This window comes from Streptomyces endocoffeicus (genome assembly GCF_016741935.1).
In the GTDB taxonomy this organism is placed as follows: domain Bacteria; phylum Actinomycetota; class Actinomycetes; order Streptomycetales; family Streptomycetaceae; genus Streptomyces; species Streptomyces endocoffeicus.
In genome coordinates this window covers 20,239-39,572 of sequence record NZ_JAERRG010000045.1, presented here as the reverse complement: position 1 = coordinate 39,572, position 19,334 = coordinate 20,239, and the positions used below count along the sequence as shown (strand labels likewise).

13 protein-coding genes and 1 pseudogene are annotated in these 19,334 nt (G+C 68.0%); 7 read left to right on the top strand and 7 right to left on the bottom strand.

Annotation, left to right across the window (positions count from 1 at the left end; genetic code table 11):
* Positions 1-372 precede the first annotated feature (372 nt).
* The 7 genes from JK364_RS49140 (at position 373) to JK364_RS49110 (ending at position 11,604) form a co-directional block, all read left to right on the top strand.
* Positions 373-3,420, top strand: a complete 3,048-nt coding sequence (locus JK364_RS49140; RefSeq protein ID WP_201857973.1) for a DEAD/DEAH box helicase family protein — start codon at positions 373-375, stop codon at positions 3,418-3,420.
* Positions 3,417-4,766 carry a restriction endonuclease subunit S gene (locus tag JK364_RS49135; RefSeq protein ID WP_201857972.1) on the top strand — a complete coding sequence of 450 codons (1,350 nt, stop codon included), beginning with the start codon at positions 3,417-3,419 and terminating at the stop codon, positions 4,764-4,766. The genes JK364_RS49140 and JK364_RS49135 overlap by 4 nt, the downstream gene beginning before the upstream one ends.
* Positions 4,763-6,259, top strand: coding sequence for an HsdM family class I SAM-dependent methyltransferase (locus JK364_RS49130; RefSeq protein ID WP_201857971.1), 1,497 nt, complete (start codon positions 4,763-4,765; stop codon positions 6,257-6,259). Before JK364_RS49135 ends, JK364_RS49130 begins: the two co-directional genes overlap by 4 nt.
* Positions 6,260-6,293: 34 nt before the next feature.
* The gene (locus JK364_RS49125) at positions 6,294-7,928 is read left to right on the top strand and encodes an AAA family ATPase (protein ID WP_201857970.1); all 1,635 of its coding nucleotides are present in this window, start codon (positions 6,294-6,296) and stop codon (positions 7,926-7,928) included.
* Between the two features lie 5 nt (positions 7,929-7,933).
* Positions 7,934-9,058, top strand: coding sequence for an HNH endonuclease family protein (locus JK364_RS49120; protein WP_230993718.1), 1,125 nt, complete (start codon positions 7,934-7,936; stop codon positions 9,056-9,058).
* A gap of 955 nt (positions 9,059-10,013) precedes the next feature.
* A complete protein-coding gene (locus JK364_RS49115; RefSeq protein WP_201857969.1) occupies positions 10,014-10,976 on the top strand; it encodes a tyrosine-type recombinase/integrase in 963 nt (320 codons plus the stop codon).
* A 16-nt stretch (positions 10,977-10,992) separates the two neighbouring features.
* The gene (locus JK364_RS49110) at positions 10,993-11,604 is read left to right on the top strand and encodes a SpdA protein (RefSeq protein ID WP_201857968.1); all 612 of its coding nucleotides are present in this window, start codon (positions 10,993-10,995) and stop codon (positions 11,602-11,604) included.
* Here the strand turns inward: JK364_RS49110 and JK364_RS49105 are convergent.
* From JK364_RS49105 to JK364_RS49075, 7 genes and pseudogenes are all read right to left on the bottom strand, one after another.
* Positions 11,533-12,630, bottom strand: a pseudogene (locus tag JK364_RS49105) (integrase core domain-containing protein). The gene JK364_RS49110 and the pseudogene JK364_RS49105 overlap by 72 nt on opposite strands.
* 144 nt (positions 12,631-12,774) lie before the next feature.
* The gene (locus JK364_RS49100; RefSeq protein ID WP_059149134.1) at positions 12,775-13,626 is read right to left on the bottom strand and encodes a class II fructose-bisphosphate aldolase; all 852 of its coding nucleotides are present in this window, start codon (positions 13,624-13,626) and stop codon (positions 12,775-12,777) included.
* A gap of 95 nt (positions 13,627-13,721) precedes the next feature.
* The gene (locus tag JK364_RS49095) at positions 13,722-14,672 is read right to left on the bottom strand and encodes a DMT family transporter (RefSeq protein WP_201857967.1); all 951 of its coding nucleotides are present in this window, start codon (positions 14,670-14,672) and stop codon (positions 13,722-13,724) included.
* Positions 14,669-15,661 (bottom strand): BadF/BadG/BcrA/BcrD ATPase family protein, encoded by a 993-nt coding sequence (locus JK364_RS49090; protein ID WP_201857966.1) that lies wholly within the window; start codon positions 15,659-15,661, stop codon positions 14,669-14,671. The genes JK364_RS49095 and JK364_RS49090 overlap by 4 nt, the downstream gene beginning before the upstream one ends.
* A 49-nt stretch (positions 15,662-15,710) precedes the next feature.
* The gene (locus JK364_RS49085) at positions 15,711-16,874 is read right to left on the bottom strand and encodes an SIS domain-containing protein (protein ID WP_201857965.1); all 1,164 of its coding nucleotides are present in this window, start codon (positions 16,872-16,874) and stop codon (positions 15,711-15,713) included.
* Positions 16,871-18,166: a D-tagatose-bisphosphate aldolase, class II, non-catalytic subunit gene (locus JK364_RS49080; protein WP_201857964.1), complete on the bottom strand. Its 1,296-nt coding sequence runs from the start codon at positions 18,164-18,166 to the stop codon at positions 16,871-16,873. The genes JK364_RS49085 and JK364_RS49080 overlap by 4 nt, the downstream gene beginning before the upstream one ends.
* Positions 18,167-18,365: 199 nt before the next feature.
* A complete protein-coding gene (locus JK364_RS49075; protein WP_043236804.1) occupies positions 18,366-19,154 on the bottom strand; it encodes a GntR family transcriptional regulator in 789 nt (262 codons plus the stop codon).
* Between the last annotated feature and the right edge of the window lie 180 nt (positions 19,155-19,334).

Below are 19,334 nucleotides of genomic sequence, written 5' to 3'. Positions count from 1 at the left end.
CAGGCCCTCTTGACCCGGTCCTTGTCCACGGTGTTGATGCCGCCGTGCGCGACCTCGACGCTACCGGCCGCTGCGGCAGCCACCGAGCTCGCCGCTCTTCATGGAGCTCTCTGCCCTGGGCTGCGGTCCTGCGATCGCCGAACGTGTTGCGGCACTCGGCCCGGCCGTAGTCGAGAACACCGGATGGGCGCGCACGCCGGCCAGCATGAGCGGCATTCTCCAGGCTGCACGGTTTCTCATGAGAACACCGAATGGACGGATCAACCCGTATCAGATCAAAGCGTCGGTGTCCCGCGCAGATGTCGGACGGTAGAGTGTGAGGTGTTCTGTAGCGGATTCTGCGGCGCCGCAGTGCAGGTAGGGAGGGCTGGCGTGGCTCAGGAGCTGAGCGAGTTCGAAAGTCAGTTCACGGACCTGGCTCTCGCATCAGCCAATTTCGGATTCCTGCTTCCTTACGAGCCGCTTCTCGTTCTCCACGGCGCTTCGTGTGAGGCGCGTATGTCTACTGCCCCCGCTGATTCGCTGGTGGCGGCGCGCCAGTTCGGCGAGGTTCTCGCTGCCAAGCTCGGCCACTTGGCCGGGGTGCGGCTGCCCGCGGGCGACCAACCGGCCCGCTTGCAGACCCTGGCCCGCGCTGGGGTGCTCACCACACGGATCCTCGCCGCGTTCCGAGACCTTCACGGCTTCGGCGACGGCGAACTTGACGAGGAAGAGGCGGCGGCACACCTGGTCGACCGCTGTTTCACGCTGGCCGTCTGGTTCTTCCGTCTCCAGACATCCGACCCGGAGCCGATGGTCTTCGTCGGCGCCGAAGTGTCCGATCTGAGTGTTCTGGTGGAGCGAGTGGCTCCCCTGGAAGCGGCCCTGCCTCGTTTGCGCCGAGAATTCGCCCTGCGAGTTACGCCGAAGTCCTTGCCAGCCTCGGAGCGCGAGCGGTTGATCGTCAGCGCGCGCGATGCAGCCTACGAGCCCCTGCGGGAAGCCGACATTGCCTCGGAGGTGTTGCGGAGACTCACCAAGGCAGGGTGGGACGTCCTGGGCAAAGGTGAGGAGGATGAACGCCACCGCTCCCTCGGCTGCGTACTGGTTGGACCGCGCCTGGCCGGCGGACACCGGGCCGACATGCTGCTGACGGTCGGTGGGCAGGTGGTGGGGATCATCGAGTGCAAGAGGGACGGCACGGATCTCTCAGACGCCATGGAGCAGGCGGGTGCACTGGCCGCGGCCGCCACGGACTCCTCGCCGTGGCCGGTCTGGCGCTCGCCGCTGCCGTATCGGTATGTAAGCGATGGCTGGCGTCTGCTGTTTTGCGACACCAACGAGCCCGAACCACGAGCTCGCCTCGTGAGCGGCTTCCACCAGCCCAGCACGCTGGCCCGCTGGCAGCGTGAGGCGGAGGCGGACAGCGCGGCGCCGACCTACCGGGCCCGGCAGGCCGCCTACCTGCCGGGGACGGTCGAGGGATTCCGACAGCTTCGAGCACCCCAGCATCGGGCGGTACGGGCGGTCGAACAAGCCCTTGAGGCCGGTCAGCGACGTGCTCTGGTGCAGATGGCCACCGGCACAGGGCGGAGCTTCACCGGGGTATTCACGGCGTACCGTCAGCTCAGGTACGCGAGGGCGGCCCGCATTCTCTTCGTGGCTGATCGAAACGTGATAGCCAAGCAACTGTCGGCCCAGCTGCGCCAGTTCAGCATGCCGGACGGAGGGCGAAGTCTCGCCGATGTGTACAACGTCGAAGAGCTGACCGCGACCGACCTGGCACCGTCGGCTTCCGTGGTCGTGGCCACGGTGCCGAGACTGTCGGCCATGCTGGCCGGCACGCCAGCTCCGGAGGACGGATCCGTCCGCGTGTCGGCGTATGAGACCGCCGAACGGCAGGTGCAGCCGGATGAGGCACCCCTCGAAGTGACCTACTGCGAGGCTCTGCCGCCCGATTCGTTCGATCTTGTCATCGTCGACGACTGCCACCGCTGGCTCTACGGACAGGGGCGCGCCCTTCTTGAATACTTTGACGCTCCCGTAGTCGGATTCAGCGCGACGCCGACCGCTACCGTCTTCGGCTTCTTCAACGGCAACCTGGTCAACTCCTACACTTATGAACACGCAGTCGCTGATGGCGTTGCCGTGGACTACGCCGTCTACGAGGTGCGGTTCGAGGACTCCCGGCGAGCGGTGTTCGCGCCGCTGGACGACGCTCCTAGTGTGGAAGCCAAGGGCTCGCGCCGCGCCCAGTACGAGCAGCTGGACGAGGACCTGGCCCACACCGGGGCACACGGCCCTGCGCGGGTCGTCGAGTCCGAACAGCTGGCTGCGGTGGTGACGGCTTTCCGCGACGCTCTGCCGACCATGTTTCCCGAGAGGATGCACCAGGGCGGCGTGGTCCCCAAGACCGTGGTGTTCGCGCGGGACAGCGCACACGCGGACGATGTCGTGGAGCACATCCGCGAAGTGTTCGGCGTCGGGGACACCTTCTGCCAGCAGATCACGCATCGCGATGATCGTGTGGCGCAGCTGATGCGGGACTTCAGGACGACACCGGAGTTCCGGATTGCGGTCGTAACGGATCTGATCTCCGGGTTCAGCGACATGCGTGCGATCGAGTGCCTACTGATCCTGCGTGAGGTGCGCTCTGCCGCCTACTACGAGCAGTTGCTTGCCCAAGGAACCCAGCCCATCGCACCGGCGGAGCTGCGCGCTGTCACTCCGGGGGCGGTCGCCAAGACCCAGCTCGTGGTCGTCGACGCGGTGGGCGCTTCGCGCCGCCACCACCGGCCGCTTGTGAATGTGACCGATGCAGCCGGGGAGGCCGGGCGGGCCGCCTTGGACCGTCTGCTCAACCGCACGGTGGACGGTCCTATGACGCCTGACGAGATGGCCGAACTTGGGGTCAGGCTCGCTCGGGTCATCCCCATGCTGAGTGACGCGGGCGGCGCCGTCGTCCGGAAGCTGGCGGGTCTGCCTCTGGAGGAGCTGGTGACCCGTCTTCTCGACTCAGTCGACCCGGATCACCTGGCGCAGCTGCGCGCTATGGGAGGCAAAAGGGCCGTCGAGGACGACAGACGCGAGGCTGCCGCCCCGCTCGCCAATACACCTGCGCTCCGGGAGGCGCTGCTCGACCTCTACGACCGGCCGACCGCATTGCCGGTGACGGCTTCCGACAGGCGGCGCCGAACCGCTGACGCGGTGCACCAACGTCTGGTCGCATTCATGCTGGAGGCCAGGCCCTTCACTCCGGCTCAGCTGTGGTGGATCGAGAACATTGCGGACGCGACGGCCGCCGATGAGACCCGATTCGACCCCAGGGGCCTCGACGGCGTCCCCTTCTCGGGGCGCGGCGGTACGGACGGCTTCCTGGACGCCTTCGGGCCCGACGCCGCGATCGACCTACTGGACGAACTGCGCAGGGCCCTGGCTTGAAGAATGACTTGCCTGTCGGCTGGAGGGTCATCCGGCTGGCCGACGTGCTGAGCGAACCATTGGTCAACGGCCGGGTCCTGCGCCCCCGCGAGGGCGGCTTCCCCGTACTTCGGCTGACGGCTCTTCGGGCAGCGACGGTGGACTTCACCCAGTCCAAGGGCGGCGACCGGCGCGAAGATGACAGCGCGCCGTTGCTGGCCGAACGCGGGGACCTGCTGGTCGGCCGGGTCAATGGCTCGCTCTCCCTCGTTGGTGAGGGCGCGCTAGTGGACGAGCCGCCGACTCCCACGGCATTTCCCGACACCATGACCCGCGTGCGTGTGCGCGAGAGCGTGGTCGATCCGCGCTACCTCGCACACCTGTGGAAGTCGCCGATCATGCGGCGCCAGATAGAGGCACGCGCTCGCCAGGGTGGCGCAGCCATCTACCGGATCAACCAGCGTGATCTGGCCGACGTCATGCTTCCGCTCCCCGGTCTTGCCGAACAGCGCCGGATCATCGGCCTGTTGGAGGACCACCTCGCCCGCATTGACGCCACCACGATTCGCACCGGCAACGCTCTCGGCCAGGCCGACGTCCTGAGCCGCACCATGACCGCGCGGGTGGGGCTCGGCCAGCTTTCCGACACTGATTGTGCACCCGCGGGCCTCCCCCGGGTCGGTACCAGCGACGGCACTCTGCCCCACCTGCCCGTACATTGGCGATGGACTCGCCTGGAAGACGTCGCCGAGGTGACGCGCGGGATCGCCACGCTCAGCAAGCAGCAATGGAATCCCGCCGACGTGGACGTCCCCTGCCTGCGGGTCGCGAACGTGCAGCGAGGTCGACTGGACCTGGACGACGTGCGCACGGTCCGGCTGCCTGCATCGAAGGTGCAGGCAGCTCGCCTCCAATCGGGCGATGTGCTGCTGACCGGCGGCGGATCCCGCGACACTCTGGGCCGCGGCTGGGTTTGGGAGGAGCAGTTGCCCCAGTGCGTTCACCAGAGCCATGTGTTCCGCGCCCGGATCACCGGCCGGCAACTGCACCCCGAACTGCTGGCCTGGCATGCTAACGGCTTCGGGCGCCAGTGGTGCGAACGCAACGCCACACAGGTCACGGGGCTGGCGTCCATCAGCCTGGGCAAGATCCGGCTCATGCCGGTGCCCGTCGCGCCTGCGGAAGAGCAGCACCAACTGGTCGCGCTGGTCCAGGCGCACATCACGGCCCTCGAGACGGCGTCCGCTGCGGCCGAACGTGCTCTCGTTGTTGCCGGCCGGCTGCGGCGCAACCTCCTGGAACGCGCTTTCACCGGCCACCTGTCCCATCCGCTCCCCCCCTCCGGGCAACAGGAGTCCGTGCTGTGAACCCCACTGTCTCGTCCCGCCCCGAGTACGACCAGGACCTTGTGGAGCTCCTGTGGTCCTTCGGTGGTGCGCTGCGAGAAGACGGCATCTCGGGCCTGGAATACGTCGAGCAACTCTCCTGCCTGATCCTCCTCAAGCGCGTTCACGAACAACGTCACCGCCCGCTCAACTCACAGGACGTGCTTGGCTACGACGCGTGGGGACAGCTCCTGTCCGCGGCCCGCGACCGCCAGTTCCTGGTCTACGAGCAGACTCTGGTCCGCCTCGCCTCCCGACCCGGCACGCTCGGGCTGCTCTTCCGCAGGGCACAAAACCGCATCCCGGAGCCGACCAACCTCCACCGCATGATCGACCTGGTCGACCGGCGCCACTGGTCCGGAGGCGACAGCGGTGCCATCTTCGAGGCGCTGCTGGCCCGCTTGAGCGCGGACCAGAAGACCGGTGCGGGCCAGTACTTCACGCCCCGGCCGCTGATCGAGACGATCGTCCAGTGTGTCCAGCCCGGCATCGATGACACGATCACGGACCCGGCCTGCGGTACCGGAGGCTTCCTGATCAAAGCATTCGAATATCTGATCGATCACTTTCCTTCCGGTGTCACCTCGGCCCAGCGGGCGCGGCTCAACGCGGACGCCTTCTTCGGCACCGAACTCGTCGACGCCACGGCACGGCTGGCCACGACGAACCTCGTGCTGCACGGAGTGACCCAAGCCGACGCGGCCAACCCCTGCGTTACCGTGGGTGATGCGCTTGCCGACCCGGCGGTGCGGCGCGCGACGCTGGTGCTCACCTCGCCCCCGTTCGGCCGACGCTCCACCAGCGAGGCGCCCTACCGGGAGGACTTCTGGACGGGAACCACCAGCCGGCAGCTGAACTTCCTCCAGCACGTCTATACCCTGCTGGAGACCGACGGGCGGGCAGCGGTCGTGGTGCCCGACAGCGTGCTGTTCGAAGGCGGGGCCGGTGAGCTGATCCGACGGCGCCTGCTGACCGCGTGTGACGTGCACACCCTGCTCCGGCTTCCCACGGGCATCTTCTACGCCGGCGGCCTCAAGGCCAGCATCCTGTTCTTCGACAAGCCCGACCCACGGCCGGACGGCAGCCCATCGACGAAACGGCTGTGGGTGTACGACCTGCGCTCCCAGCACGCAGCGCCAGCCAAGATCACCGCGCTGACCGGCGCCGACTACGGCGACTTCGTGTCCGCCTACCGGCCTGGACGGCCCCGCAGCGAACGAGTCGAGACACCCCACTTCCGGTCCTTTACCGTGGAGGAGGTGCTCGCCAGGCACGGCGCCAACCTGGATCTTCAGGTCGCCGAACCCCCAGCCGAGCCCTTCATGCTCGATGAGCCCGAGTCCGACCTGCACCGCATGGCCGAAGAGGTCACCGCTGAACTGAGAGCGGCCTTGGCCGAGTTCGCAGCCCTGACCGAAGCGCTGCGCCCGTATGGGGTGCACGGTGGCGGCCCGGATCCGGAGGCGGAGCAGTGAACGCCATCAGAGGTGCCATGACCGGGGGGATGGCGTGCGGCTGCTGCGACTGACTCTTCCCTCCTACCGGGGGCTTCACCATTTCGAGCTAGATCTCACGGACGCACTCGACGGCGGCCATGCCATCGCCACACTGATCGGCCCCAACGGCGGCGGCAAGTCGCGGGCCCTGCATGCGCTCGCCGAGATCTTCGGCGCCCTCCACCGGCCAGGACACCGTGCGGCGTTCGCCTTCGAGATCCACTATGTGGTGCACGGCAAGACTGTCCGGGCCGTCCAGACCTCGCCCGAGGCTTCCCCCCAACTGAGTGTGTCCGAAGGCGGGGGTCGGGCGACGCGTGTGGCCCGGGCGCACTGGCCGGATCATCTTCCCGATCATGTCTTTGGCTACCAGGCGCACTCCCAGACCCCCTGGACAACGGAGTTCGACCAGCATCGCCGCTTCGCCGCACGCCGCGTCAGCGAATGGCGCCAGCAGTGGACGGGAGGCTTTGACGAGTGGCGGGCGCACCACTCACCGGAAGAACTGTGGTCGGAGCAGCTCACCCTGCCCATCAGCTGTCCTCTGTACACGCCCGTCTTCCTCTGTACCCCCGCCCACCTGCCTCTGCTGCTGCTCGCACAGACCACCCACTGGGCCGACTCGTTCGACACCTACCTGCGACGCCACGCCTACATCCAGCGCGTGGCCTCCGCAGTCCTGCGGATCAGGGCGCCCCGTGCCGCACGCATCCCGCACCTGGCCGTGCTTCCGTACTGGGGTCTGGGCGGGCCCGCTCGCACCCTGTTCGCGGCCGCCGCAGAGTCAGGCCGGTTTGGCCTCATCCCCGACGCCGACCCTGTGGACGGCGCCGGAAGCCCTGCCGACGGGTTCCAGATCGTCCTGGGCACCTCCGAGGACGTCCGCGCGTTCCGCAACCTCTTCGACAGCGACCTGTCGATGTTCGGCCTGCTGACCACCCTGCTCGACGCCGGCTACCTCACAGTCGACGTCCGCCTGGACAAGCCCGGCGCACTCACGCTAGGCCTTGACGACCTGAGCTCGGGGGAGCAGCAACTCCTGACCATTTTGGGCCTCCTGAGGCTCCAGCGGGCGCATGAGTCGCTGTTCCTCTTGGACGAACCCGATTCGCATTTCCACCCCGAGTGGAGTCGGCGCTGGTATACTTCCGTGCGCAGCGTGCTGGGACCACATCATGACTCGCAGTTCCTCACCGCCACCCACGAACCGCTCCTGGTGGCCAACATGACCCGCGAGCAGATCCGCGTCGTCACCACCGACGACGAGGGACAGGCCACCGCAGTGATCCCCAGAACCAACCCGCGGGGACAAGGCGCTGGCGGACTGCTGACCACCGACCTGTTCGGGCTGCCCACTCAACTTGATGAGTACACCCAAGAACTGATTGACCGCCAGTATGCGCTGCTCCCAGAAGCGGAACACGATCCGGTCAAGCAGGCAGAACTCCGCGACGTCACCGCCCAGCTCGACGCCATGGGTTTTCCCACCTCTAACCGCGATCCGCTCGTGGCGTCCTTCCTCGCCGAGCTCCACCGCAGACGCATCGCCCTCGTCGAGGCGGCCCGGGGCCCCAACCCGCCATCGCCCGATGAGCTGCAGGCCTTGATCGCCGAACTGTTCGACGAGCGCTTCTCATCGGTGATCTGACGCCCATGAGACATGTGGACATCAGCGGGCTCACCGCCCCGGCGGCGTGGGTAGCCAAGACCGAACGCACTCTGAACGTCGTGAGAGCCGCGATGGCCGGCAACACGGAGCGCGCTTTCACCGCGCACTGGACCGAGGACGCCGTACGCGACCAGCTGCTCGAACTCGTCGGCGGCAAGTGCTGGTACTGCGAAACCCTCATCCTGCGCGCGGATGTCAACGTCGACCACTTCCGGCCGAAGTCCGAGGTACTCGATGTGCGCGGTCACCAGGGCTACTGGTGGCTGGCCTACGAGGTGTCGAACTACCGCATCGCCTGCAAGCACTGCAACAGCGGCGGAGCCAGGTTCAACGGTGTGCCGGAAGGTCGTGCCAAGGGCAGTCAGTTCCCGCTCCTGGCCGGCACGCGCGCCCGTCACCCACGTGACGACCTGAACCTGGAACAACCGCTGCTCCTGGACCCGGCCCGCCGCGGCGACCCCAACCTCCTGGGTTTCGACACATCCGGCTACGCCCGGCGCAGTGACGTACCCTACTCGCAGGCCGAGGCGAACATCGGTGTGTGCCGCGCCGAAGAAACCATACGGATCCTTGCGCTCAACGACTCACGGATCATCGCGCAACGCAGCCACCTCATGCGGGAAGTCACTGTGCTCGCCCGTCTCTTGGATGCGCCTGGTGCCCAACAGCTGATCGACGAAAAGGTGGGGCCCCAAGCGCAATGGAGCTCGGCAGCTGCGACTGCCCTGGCCCTACAGCGCGCCTGCGACCAGCAGATAGACGTGTCGACCCAGCCCGCAACCGTGCCCGCAGGTACCTCGGCTATCGACCAGGCACGTTCCTACGTCGACCTGCGAGACCTGCTGCGATATCTGGATCCGGACGACCTGGAGGCCGGCATCACGCTGACCGGCCAGCACAACAAGAAGGTGCACCATGCTGTCCTGGACACCGACGGGTGGATCAGTATCGGGAAACGCCCCTGGCGCACTCCGACCACCGCAGCCCGGGCAGCGACCGGCAGCAGCAAGATCGACGGCTGGGAGTTCTGGCGGCTGACCATCGACGGCCTGGAGCAGACCCTCGCCAACTTCCGCGCCAAGCACTTCCCGCCTGCCGCACCGGCTTGACCGGCTCTACTCAGCCCTTTCGCTCCCTATAGATTTCGAGTTGAACAGTAGGCGTGTACGCAGCAGACGCGAGATCTTGGGCCGAGAGGGCACTGGCCCGGTGGCCACGTTGCCTCGGCACGGCGGTTCACAGTTTCGGACGGACATGTTTGGCAAACGGCCCCTGCGTCACCGATTGCGCCGCTTGCGGCCCTGTTGACGGCGGGTGCGCCGCTGAGGCTGCGCAGAGTCCCACGCCACGAACGCGGCCGTCAGCATCCCGCAGGCGGCGGCCGTGTGGAAGTGCTCAGCGAAGGCTTGCGGGGAGGCGAACGCAGGGCGCCGCTGGGCCGGTTCCTCCAGCGTGAACCCGAACCCGTACACCACCAGCACTCGTCTGCTGGCTGCGGCCGCTTCGTGCCATCGGGGTGGAAGGCTGGTCACCGTGCGCGCCCAGACGGTGCCTGAAGGGTGTCTTTATTGCCGTACGGTGGTTGACCTGGGGCTTTGTGATCGCCCAGGCATGGGCGTGATCACTGATCGTGGGCCTGCGACTGCTCTACCTGATCGTCTGTCGACTGCTGGGCTGCTTCCTTTTGCTGGGCCAATCGACCGCCGCGAGCAACGCCGAGATTTTCATTCTCCGCCACGAGGTCGCGGTGCTGCGTCGGGCAGATCGACCGACCGCAGCTGCCCTTGTGGGGAGCACCCTGTTGCCACTTGACCGCTTCCGCGTAGAGCGCCCTATGGAGCTTGACGGCGCGACAGGTCTGCGAGACTCTTAAAGTAGAGTATATGGGGAGAATTGCCGCGCGGCTGGGGGTCAAGGGGGCGCAGGTTCAAATCCTGTCGTCCCGACGGTGCAGAGGGTCTTCGCAGGTCAACACCTGTGAGGGCCCTCTTTTCGCGCTCCCGTTTCCTGCGTCGAGGTCGAGCACGCCGCTCACCGACACCTTGACTCGGAGGCTTTCTCTCCATGCCGCTTCTGGACCTGGACAAGATCACCGCAGGACTCCCCAAGACCTGGGACGGCTTCCTGCGGGACTGGGACCGCTCGCTGCGGGCGGGCAACTACCCGGAGACCACCCGCTACAACTACCTCCTCGCCGCCGCCCAGCTCGCCCGCTACCTGAACGAGAACGCCACGCCCGACCTCGAGACGGACGACGCGGCCGAGGATCCGACTGAGGTCACCCGCGCCCACATCGAGGCGTTCCAGGGTTGGATGATCGAGACACGGTCGGCGTCGACCGCGTTGAACAAGCACAAGGGACTCCAGCAGTTCTTCAAGTGGCTGATGCTGGACGAGGAGGAGATCGACCGCTCCCCGATGGAACGTGTCCGCCAGCCCAAGACCGTGAAGAAGCTGATCCCGGTCATCCGTGACGACGACACCAGGAAGGTGCTGGCCGCCTGCAAAGGCAAGGCGTTCCTCCAACTGCGGGACGAGGCCATCATCCGGCTCTACTACAACACAGGCGCCCGCCTGTCCGAGGTCGGCAACCTCACCCTCGACGACATTGACCTGGTCACCGACTCGGTGCACTACCACGGCAAGGGCAGCCGCGACCGCCGCGTGCGCTTCGGCCCGAAAACGGCGCGCGCGGTGAGCCGATATCTGCGGGCACGGGCGAAGCGCAAGGGCGCCGAGCTGCCGGATCTGTGGCTGGCCGAGCGCGGCGGGCGGCGGCTGGCGCCCAACGGCATCAAGATCATGATCAAGCGGCGCGGCCTGTCCGCCGGGGTGAAGGGCGTGCATGCCCACCGGTGGCGGCACAACTTCGCCCACGAGTGGAAACGGGCCAACGGGGACTCCGGTGACCTGATGCTGCTGATGGGCTGGGTCTCAGAGGACATGCCCCGCCACTACGGAGCCAGCGCGGCCGCCGAGCGTGCCCAGGAGACCCACCAGCGGATGGGAATCGGCGAGAATGTCTGAACCTCTCAACCGCACTATGCCGGAGCCTGACGGTACGTCGGACGGCACGGCCACGGTCCGGGCGGTGACCGGCATGATGGCGGCCGTCGTCAGCCTGACCTTCCTCTTCGGCTTCGGCAACGTATGGAGCCTGGCACTGCGACTGGGCGTGCCCCCGTGGGTGGCACCCCTGGTGGCGCCGGCGGTCGACCTGTCCATCCTCGGCCTGCTGCTCGGCATCCGGTACCTCGCCCTGCACGGTGCACCGGTGGACCAGTTGCGTCCGGCCCGGCGGCTGCTGGTGCTCTCCAGCGGCATGACCCTGGCACTGAACACCGCCGACCCACTGATCGCGGGCGCCCTGGGCAAGGCCGCCTTCGACGCGGTCGGCCCCGTCCTCCTGATCGGCTGGGCCGAGGTCGGACCCGGACTCCTCCACGCACTCGCCACCACCAGCCAACCCAGCCCGGCACCACGCCCATCCGCGACCCCGCAGCACGGACAAGACCCCGGTCGGACAGCGGCGCCCCAGAACGACGGCCAAGCCTGCGCTTGCCGAATACCTCGTCCGTGCAGGTCACGCGGCATGTCTGTATTTGTGGAGGATGCCGCCAACGCGGTCGTGGCGTCGTATGTCGAGGTGGCTTAGCTTGTCCGGATCGTCGATTGGTGTGGGCAGTGGGTGTAGCGGTCGGGCGTTCGCGATGCCCTGATGCGGTCGATGGGAGTTGTAGAACTCCTCGAACTCCCGTAGGGCGTGGAGGAGGTGGCGCTGGTTCCAGATCAAGGTCCGGTCCAGGAGCTCGTGTCTGCAGGTCTGCTCCCACCTTTCCATGACCGAGTTCATTCTCGGCATCTGGATGCCGGTGAGGACGACCTTGATCCCCGTGCCCTTGAGGACAGCGTCGAACAGGACGGGGAACTTCCCGTCCCTGTCTCTGATCATGAATCGTGCCCGGCATCCGACATCCTCGAGATCCATGACCAGGTTCTTCGCCGCCTGTGTGACCCAGGATGCGGCCGGGTGTGCGGTGGCGCCCAGGATCCGGATGCGGCGACTGCTGTGTTCGATCACCGCGAGTACGTACATCCGCGTGCCGGACAAGGTGACCGTCTCAAAGAAGTCACAGGCCAGGAGGGCGTCGGCTTGGGAGCGCAGGAAGTCGGCCCACGTGCTGGAACTCCGGTCGGTCGCTGGATCGACGCCCGCGTCCTAGAGGATCTTCCACACGGTCGAGGCGGCCACCTTCACGCCGAGCACGAGCAGCTCACCGTGCAGACGCCTGTAGCCCCAGTTTGGATTCTCCCTCGCCAGACGCAGTACCAGAATCCGGATAGAGCGCACCGTACGAGGTCGGCCGGGTCGCTTGGGCCGCGATAAGGCGGCATGCCGGCGCCTGGCGAGGTCGCGGTGCCAGCGCAGCACCGTGTCAGGACGCATGAGCAGCCGCACCCGCCGCAGGGCGAGTAACGGCAGCCGGTGCAGCAGCGCCGCCAGGAACGCCCGGTCGCTCGGCGTGAACCGTGCTCGATCACCACCGAGTTGGCGTTCGAGCACTGTGATCTGATGGCGGAGGGCCAGGATCTCCGCATCCTTGTCCCGGTCGCTCATCGGCAGCAGACGCAGCAGCGCGAACGCGTTGGTCACTCCCAGGTAGGCCAGTCGCAGCAGCACGGTCGATCATCATGCCGCGTCGACTGCCATCTGCGCGAGACCGCCGACTAGAGCGACGAGGCCGACCACCGCCAGCCCGGGTGCAGGCGCACGGAAACCGTCACCGACCAGGCGACATCAGGTGCGGGAAAGCTTCGGGCCCGCTCAGCCACTCACCACACCGAGAAGGACCCGGACCGTCTCCGCCATCGTCTCCCGGCCCTGGGCGACGTAGGGGCGGGGGTCGGTCAGGTCGGGCCGGGCCCCCAGCGCTTCGCGGACCGCGCCGGTGAACGCGACGTTGAGAGCGGTACCGATGTTGATCTTCACGATGCCCGCCTGGACGGCTTGTCGCAGATCGTCGTCGCCGACGCCCGACGAACCGTGCAGCACCAGAGGTACGGGCACGGCCTCCCGCAGGCGTTCGATGAGCGCGTGGTCCAGGGTCGCGGAGCGTTCGGTCATCGCGTGGCTGCTGCCGACGGCGACGGCCAGGGCGTCCACGCCGGTGTCCGCGACATAGCGCGCCGCCTCCTGCGGGTCGGTGCGCACCCCGGCCGCGTGGGCGCTCGCGGGGGCGTCGGGCTTGCCGCCCACATAGCCGAGTTCGGCCTCCAGCCACAGGCCCGCGCCGTGGGCCCACTGGGCCGCGGCGCGGGTGGCGGCGAGGTTCTCGGCGTACGGCTGCGCCCCGGCGTCGAACATCGCGGAGGAGAACCCCGCGTCGGCCGCCGTGCGCAGCAGCCGCATGTCCGTCACGTGGTCCATGTGCAGTGCGACGTCGACGTCACAGGCCTTGCCGACCTCGGCCGCGGCCCGCGCGATCGGCTCGACCCGGCCGCCGTGGAACCGTACGGCGTTCTCGCTGATCTGCAGGATCACCCCCGGGGCGCCCGCGGCGGCTGCGCCGGCGGTGATCGCCTCGGCGTGCTCCAGCGTGATCACGTTGAACGCCGCGACGGCCCGGCCTGCGGCGGCGGCCTTCGAGACGAGTTCGCGCGTGGGAACCAGGGGCATAAAGGTGTCCCCTCGCTTTCATGTCGGTTCGGTGAGTACGGGCCGGTGTCGGCCCGTATTGCTACGTGGTTCGGCCGGTACGGATATGTGGGCGATCAGGACTTCTGCGGGGCCGGACTCACGTCCGCGCCGTCGTCCGCCGCGCCCGGGGCCACGGAGTTCTCGCCGCTCTTCTCGTCGCTGTAGACCATCAGGGTCGAGCCTGCGAGGGCCAGCACGATACCGAGGGCGCCCCATACGTTGGGGAGCGTTTGGTAGACGGCCAGGGACAGCACGATGGTCAGCACCGGTGCCAGTGCGTTGGTGGTGGGGGCGACGACCGTGGCCTTGCCCCGGCTGAACGCCATGACCAGGAACAGCGCGCCGACCGCGTTGAGGACCTGCGTCACCGCGGTGAGCGCGGGCGCCTGCCACGGAGCGTCGGACGGGAATTCGCCCATCATCACGAACGCCACCGGAACCAGCAGCAGTCCGCTGATGGTCATCCAGCCGAAGGTCGTCGCGTCGTTGACCCCGACCACCGCGGCCTTGCGCATGCAGAACGCCTGCACGCCCCAGGCGACGCAGATCAGGATGGCCATCAGCAGCCACGGGCCGTGCGAGTTCGAGTCGTCCTTGCCGCTGGGAATGCTGAGCAGCACGATCGCCGCCAGTGCCGCGACGACACCCACTAGGGCGAGCCGGTTGATCCGCTCCCGCAGCAGCGCCATCGCCATGAGGACGGTGACCACCGGGGAGAGCGACACCAGAGGGAAGATGAGGTACGCCGGGCCGTTGGCGAGCGCGTGGAACAGCAGGAGTTGGCCGCCTGCACCGGTCAGTCCCGCGATCAGTCCGTACACGGCGGCGATCGGCCGGCGGTCGAACGTGTTGCCGCGCATCGCGAAGTACGCGGGTATGAGCATCGTGAAGGCCCAGATGATGTAGATCATCTCGTTGGGGTAGCCGTACCTGCTGTTCGGCTCGCTGGAGAAGGCGCCCCACACACCCCAGAACAGGACCAGCAGCGACGCGTACACGATCCAGCTCTTTGTGCCTCTGTTCATCGGTCGTCCTCTCCTGAGGCAGGGGTCCCGGGGGCCATGCGCAGCGCGTCGAGCGCAGGCTGGTCGAGCGGAGTTCCGGCGAGTTTTGCCGCGTACAGGGCGGCGCCTACGACAGGCTCGTAGAGAGGGTGTCGCAGCTCATAGTTGGTAAAACGATTCTTCAGTCCGGAGGCGAACGCCTCCAGAACCGTGTGGGCGCCGAAGGTGCCGCCGGAGTAGGAGACCGGTACGGTCTCGTCCGGGCCGAACTCCAGCCGCTCGCGGGTGACTTCGACGAGCAGGGCGAGTTCCCGGCCGGCGTCGGTGAGGATCTCCGTGGCGGCATCGTCGCCCAGAGCGGCCGCCTCGGCCACCGAGCGGCTGAGCGCGGCGATCCGGCTCCGGTCGCCCTGCCACTGGTTGTGGACGACGTCGATCACGTCGAGGTCGGACGCGAGATCCAGGTGGCGCCGGAACACCTCGGCCAGGGGGCCCTCGGGGAGCCGTCCGTCGCCCATCCGTGAGAAGGCGTTGAGGCCCCGGACCGCGATCCAGTGCGCCGATCCCTCGTCGCCGAACATCTCGCTCCAGCCACCGACGCGCACGCCCCGGCCCAGCCGCTCGCCGTAGGTCATCGAACCGGTGCCGCTGATGACGTTGATGCCGTCGACCGCGCCCAGTGAACCGGCCCAGCCGCAGACCATGTCGTTGTCGCAGGCGTAGCGGTCGTGCCCGAGCACCGCTCGCGGGGTCGCGTTCAGGACGGGCAGATCGCGGGCCGCCTCCCCGTAACCGGGCAGCCCGAAAAAGGCGTACTCGATGTCGGCAGGGGTCAGCCCGGCCGCCGCGCAGACAGCTTCGACGCCTTCCTTCAGCACACGCTCGACAAGCTCGATGCCGTGGGAGAAGTAGTACGAACTTGCCGCCTGCGCTCGCGCCACGACTTGTCCGGACCGGTCGACCATGCAGAATGCGGTTTTCGTACCGCCACCGTCGACACCTAGGAACATCGTTGTACCTCCGTCCGGCGCCCTCGAACCGCGCCGTCGATGCCTTTGATCAGTTGTGCAAGGAGTGCAAGGTCACGCCCTGCACCACGCGGTTGACCTCACCCGAGGGGAACGGGTTGTCGGGCCGCAGGCACCGGGCCAGAGAGGCACGCAGGGCGATGAGCTGGGCGTACACCACGGCGGACAGCGCCAGGGCGACATCCTCGACGCCATCGAGGCCCGGAAGCGGCCAGGCGTCGGTGCCTGTGCCCTCCGTTCCCGCGCCGGAGTCCGCGGAGACCGTGACGACGCTGCCGGCGGGCAGATTTCCGCGCAGCTCCGCATAGATGTCCTGGTCGTACTTGCGGGTGTACGGGTCGTTTGACATGTACACCACCGCGACCGAACGGTCGTTGAGCACCGCCTTGGGACCGTGCCGGAATCCCAGCGAGGATTCCGCGACGGCCATGAGCGTCCCACCGGTGAGCTCGAGCACCTTCAGCGCCGACTCCTCGGCGAGGCCCTTCAGCGGGCCGCTGCCGAGGAAGACGATCCGCTCGGGCGCGCTCTCCAGGAGGGCGCCGACGGTGCGGTCGACAGCGCTGCTGTCGGTGATCGACTCGGCTGCCCGGGCCAGGCGTTCGGCGACGCCGTCGTAGGCGCTGCCGCCCAGGGCGAGCAGTGCCGCGAGTGTCATGCACGTGAAGCTCGACGTCATGGCGAAGCCGCGGTCGTTGGACCCGGGCGGCATCAACAGCACGTGGGACTTCGGCAGCTCCGCGTGTTCGCGCGCCAGGCGGCCCTGCTCGTTGCAAGTGATCACGAGGTGGTGCACCTCGGAGAGAACCTGGTCGGCCAGCGCGGTGGCGGCCACGGACTCGGGGCTGTCGCCCGACCGTGCGAAGGAGACCAGCAGCGTGGGCACGTCCTCGGCGAGACAGCCGCGGGGGTCGGCGACGAGGTCCGTGGTGGCAACCGCGTCGACGCGCCGTCCCAGACGCCGGGCCAGGGCGGGCTGGAGCACCTGGCCGGCGAAGGCGGAGGTGCCGGCGCCGGTGAGCACCACGCGCAGGTCGCCGCGGGCGACGAGCGGACACAGGAAGGGGTCCAGCGAGTCCCGGGAGGCCGAGACGATCCGGTCGACCTCGCGCCACAGCGCGGGCTGCTGGGCGATCTCGCGGACGGTGTGGGCAGCGCCGTCGTCCAAGGACAGCGTGCCGGAGGGCGTGGTCACACGTGCTCCTTCTGGTTCGGGCGGGAGGCGCGGTCGTAGTCGCGCAGAACATCGCGGACGTGGTCCACGGCCAGGTCGCGCGGCCGGGCGGCGAGCTCGCCGTGGCGGACACGGGCGTACTGGAGCGGAAGATGTGCGCTGAGCAGCGGCAGGGGGATGTCCACGGCCGAAAGGTTGTCCATCAGCCGGGCCTGGGCCTTTTCGATCTCAGGGTCGGGCCAGTAGTAACGCATCCGGTCGCTGTAGCTGTAGCGGCGTGCGAGGCGCTGCTCGGCGGCGCCGCCCGGGTAGTAGCCCTCCCATGTGGTCGGCTCCGCGAGCATCCGCCGCTCGACGACCTCGGCAAGCCGTGACCGCTCGGCGGCCGGCACCAGTTCGTCCTCGATCGCGGCGAGGGCGAACAGCGCCTCGCGCAGGGCGAAGGTCAGCCCGGGGCCCACCTTGAGGACCGCCCAGTGGTCCTCGACCAGCGCGGTGAGCGCCTCGGCGGTCTGGTAGTCGGTCGAGTGGGCCTCGTAGACCATGGTGGGCTCGTCGTCGAGGACCTTGCGCAGTTTCTCGGTCAGCTCCCGCCGGTAGTCGACGACCTGAAGGTGGTCGAACTCGACGGCCGGCTGGACGACGAGGGCCATGACGCGCTTCCAGACCTCGTCGATGCCGTGCCGGGCGAAGGCCTTGCGGTGCTGCTCCAGAGTGGTGCGCGCCGCCTCGGGCGTGGTCGGGACGAGCGCGCCGAGCGTCTCGTGCGCGCCGCCGGGTGTGGGCACCTCGGTACCGATCACGTACCGGATCCGCTCGGCCCGCTCGGGGCCGGCCGTCTCCTCGGCCACGCGGATCAGCCGCGCGGCGCGTTCGGCGACCACGTCGTCGGTCAGCGGTACGGGGTCACCGGCGCAGGCGAAGCTGCAGTCCAGGTGGATTTTGGTGAAGTCCGCCGCCACGTAGGCGGCGACCAGGGCGTCGGCCCGCTCCATCGCCTCGTCGGGCGTCAGGGACTGCCACCGGTTCGGTCCGAGGTGGTCGCCGCCGAGAATCACGCGCTCCAGTGGCAGACCACTTTCGGCGGCGATGCGGTACACGAGGTCGCGGAAGTCCGCGGGCCGCATGCCCGTGTAACCGCCGTACTGGTCAACCTGGTTCGAGGTCGCCTCCACCAGTACATGACCGCCGCTCTCCCGTGCTTGCACCACGGCTGCCTCGATGACCAGTGGATGAGCCGAACACACCGAGGTGATGCCCTGCGGCTGTCCGGCCTTCTGGCGCCGGACCACCTCGCTCAATGGGCTCTGCATTGCCAACCCCTTACTCAACGTGCATTTTGAGCCCTTCCGCCACGTTGGCCCGGAGCCCAGAGGGGACGGTACTGGTCTCATTGGTGGCCGTCAATAGTCTTATTTTGGTATGCATCTGGTATTCGATACCGCGCATCACGTCCGCCCCGCAGCTGGTACGTGGTGCAGGAGGAGAGTCTCCGTGACCTGCGGTGATCAATCAGCCCTGATTGGTGATGGAGGCCCGGAACCGGTAGCGGTCCCCCCGGTAGACCTGGACGGTCAGTTCGATCGGGCGTGATTCCTGGTTCGACGTCAGCTGGGTCGCGACGAGCATCGGCATGGTCTCCCCGATCTCGAACAGCTCGATCTCCCGTGGCGTCGGGTGGCGGGCCTCGACCGAGTAGTCGGCGACGCGGGGCAGCTGCGGCGGGTCGGCGGCGCGCAGGGTGGCGTAGAGCGAGGCCGTGTTGAAGTCGGTTTCGGCCAGGGCCGGGCAGGCCGCCAAAGGAAGCCGGTTGTGCTCGAGCACGACCAGCAGACCGTCGAGGAAGCGCAGTCGGTGGAGGTCGAAGAGGTCGGCGCCCGGAGCGATCCGGAGCTGCTCGGCCTCGGACACCGTGGCCGGGCGGACGGTGGCGGAGAGCACCTTGCCGGCCGTCGTCAAGCCGTTGGCCTGGGCATAGTCGGCGAACCCCTGGACCTGCGGGGCCGCCGAGCCGGACGTCATCGTCGCCTCGGGGAGCAGACCGAGCTCGGCGACGAACCACCCGCGCGACGACGACGGCCGCACGATGCCCCGTGACTCCAATTGCGCGAGGGCCGCTCGCAGCGTCACGCGCGATACGGCGTACCGCTCGACCAGAGCCCGCTCGGAGGGCAGCCGGTCACCGGGGCGGGCGGCAGCGGCGCGCAGGTCCTCGAGCAACTGCGTGGCCGTGCGCTCGTACAACGGGAGGGCATCGTCCCCGAACAGACCTCTGGGCATCGGCGTTCTCGCATCCGTCATACCAGAAACATACCAATTCGATCGACGGCGCGAACCCTCGTCCGGGCGGCCCACCCGTTGACATGCCACTCGAATACCACTTACGTTCTCGCAGCAGGCCACCTGGTGATGAAGAAGTCGCCCGTGAGCGACCTTCCGTTTCGCCGTGCCCCGGGCACCCTCCGGTGATCGAGGCAGCGT

What these genes read in the sequence shown, in the direction of transcription:
- JK364_RS49120 (WP_230993718.1), top strand. Translation starts at nt 7,934, where the DNA reads ATGAGACATGTGGACATCAGCGGGCTCACCGCCCCGGCGGCGTGGGTA.
- JK364_RS49115 (WP_201857969.1), top strand. Translation starts at nt 10,014, where the DNA reads ATGCCGCTTCTGGACCTGGACAAGATCACCGCAGGACTCCCCAAGACC.
- JK364_RS49110 (WP_201857968.1), top strand. Translation starts at nt 10,993, where the DNA reads ATGCCGGAGCCTGACGGTACGTCGGACGGCACGGCCACGGTCCGGGCG.
- JK364_RS49100 (WP_059149134.1), bottom strand. Translation starts at nt 13,626, where the DNA reads ATGCCCCTGGTTCCCACGCGCGAACTCGTCTCGAAGGCCGCCGCCGCA.
- JK364_RS49095 (WP_201857967.1), bottom strand. Translation starts at nt 14,672, where the DNA reads ATGAACAGAGGCACAAAGAGCTGGATCGTGTACGCGTCGCTGCTGGTC.
- JK364_RS49090 (WP_201857966.1), bottom strand. Translation starts at nt 15,661, where the DNA reads ATGTTCCTAGGTGTCGACGGTGGCGGTACGAAAACCGCATTCTGCATG.
- JK364_RS49080 (WP_201857964.1), bottom strand. Translation starts at nt 18,166, where the DNA reads ATGCAGAGCCCATTGAGCGAGGTGGTCCGGCGCCAGAAGGCCGGACAG.
- JK364_RS49075 (WP_043236804.1), bottom strand. Translation starts at nt 19,154, where the DNA reads ATGACGGATGCGAGAACGCCGATGCCCAGAGGTCTGTTCGGGGACGAT.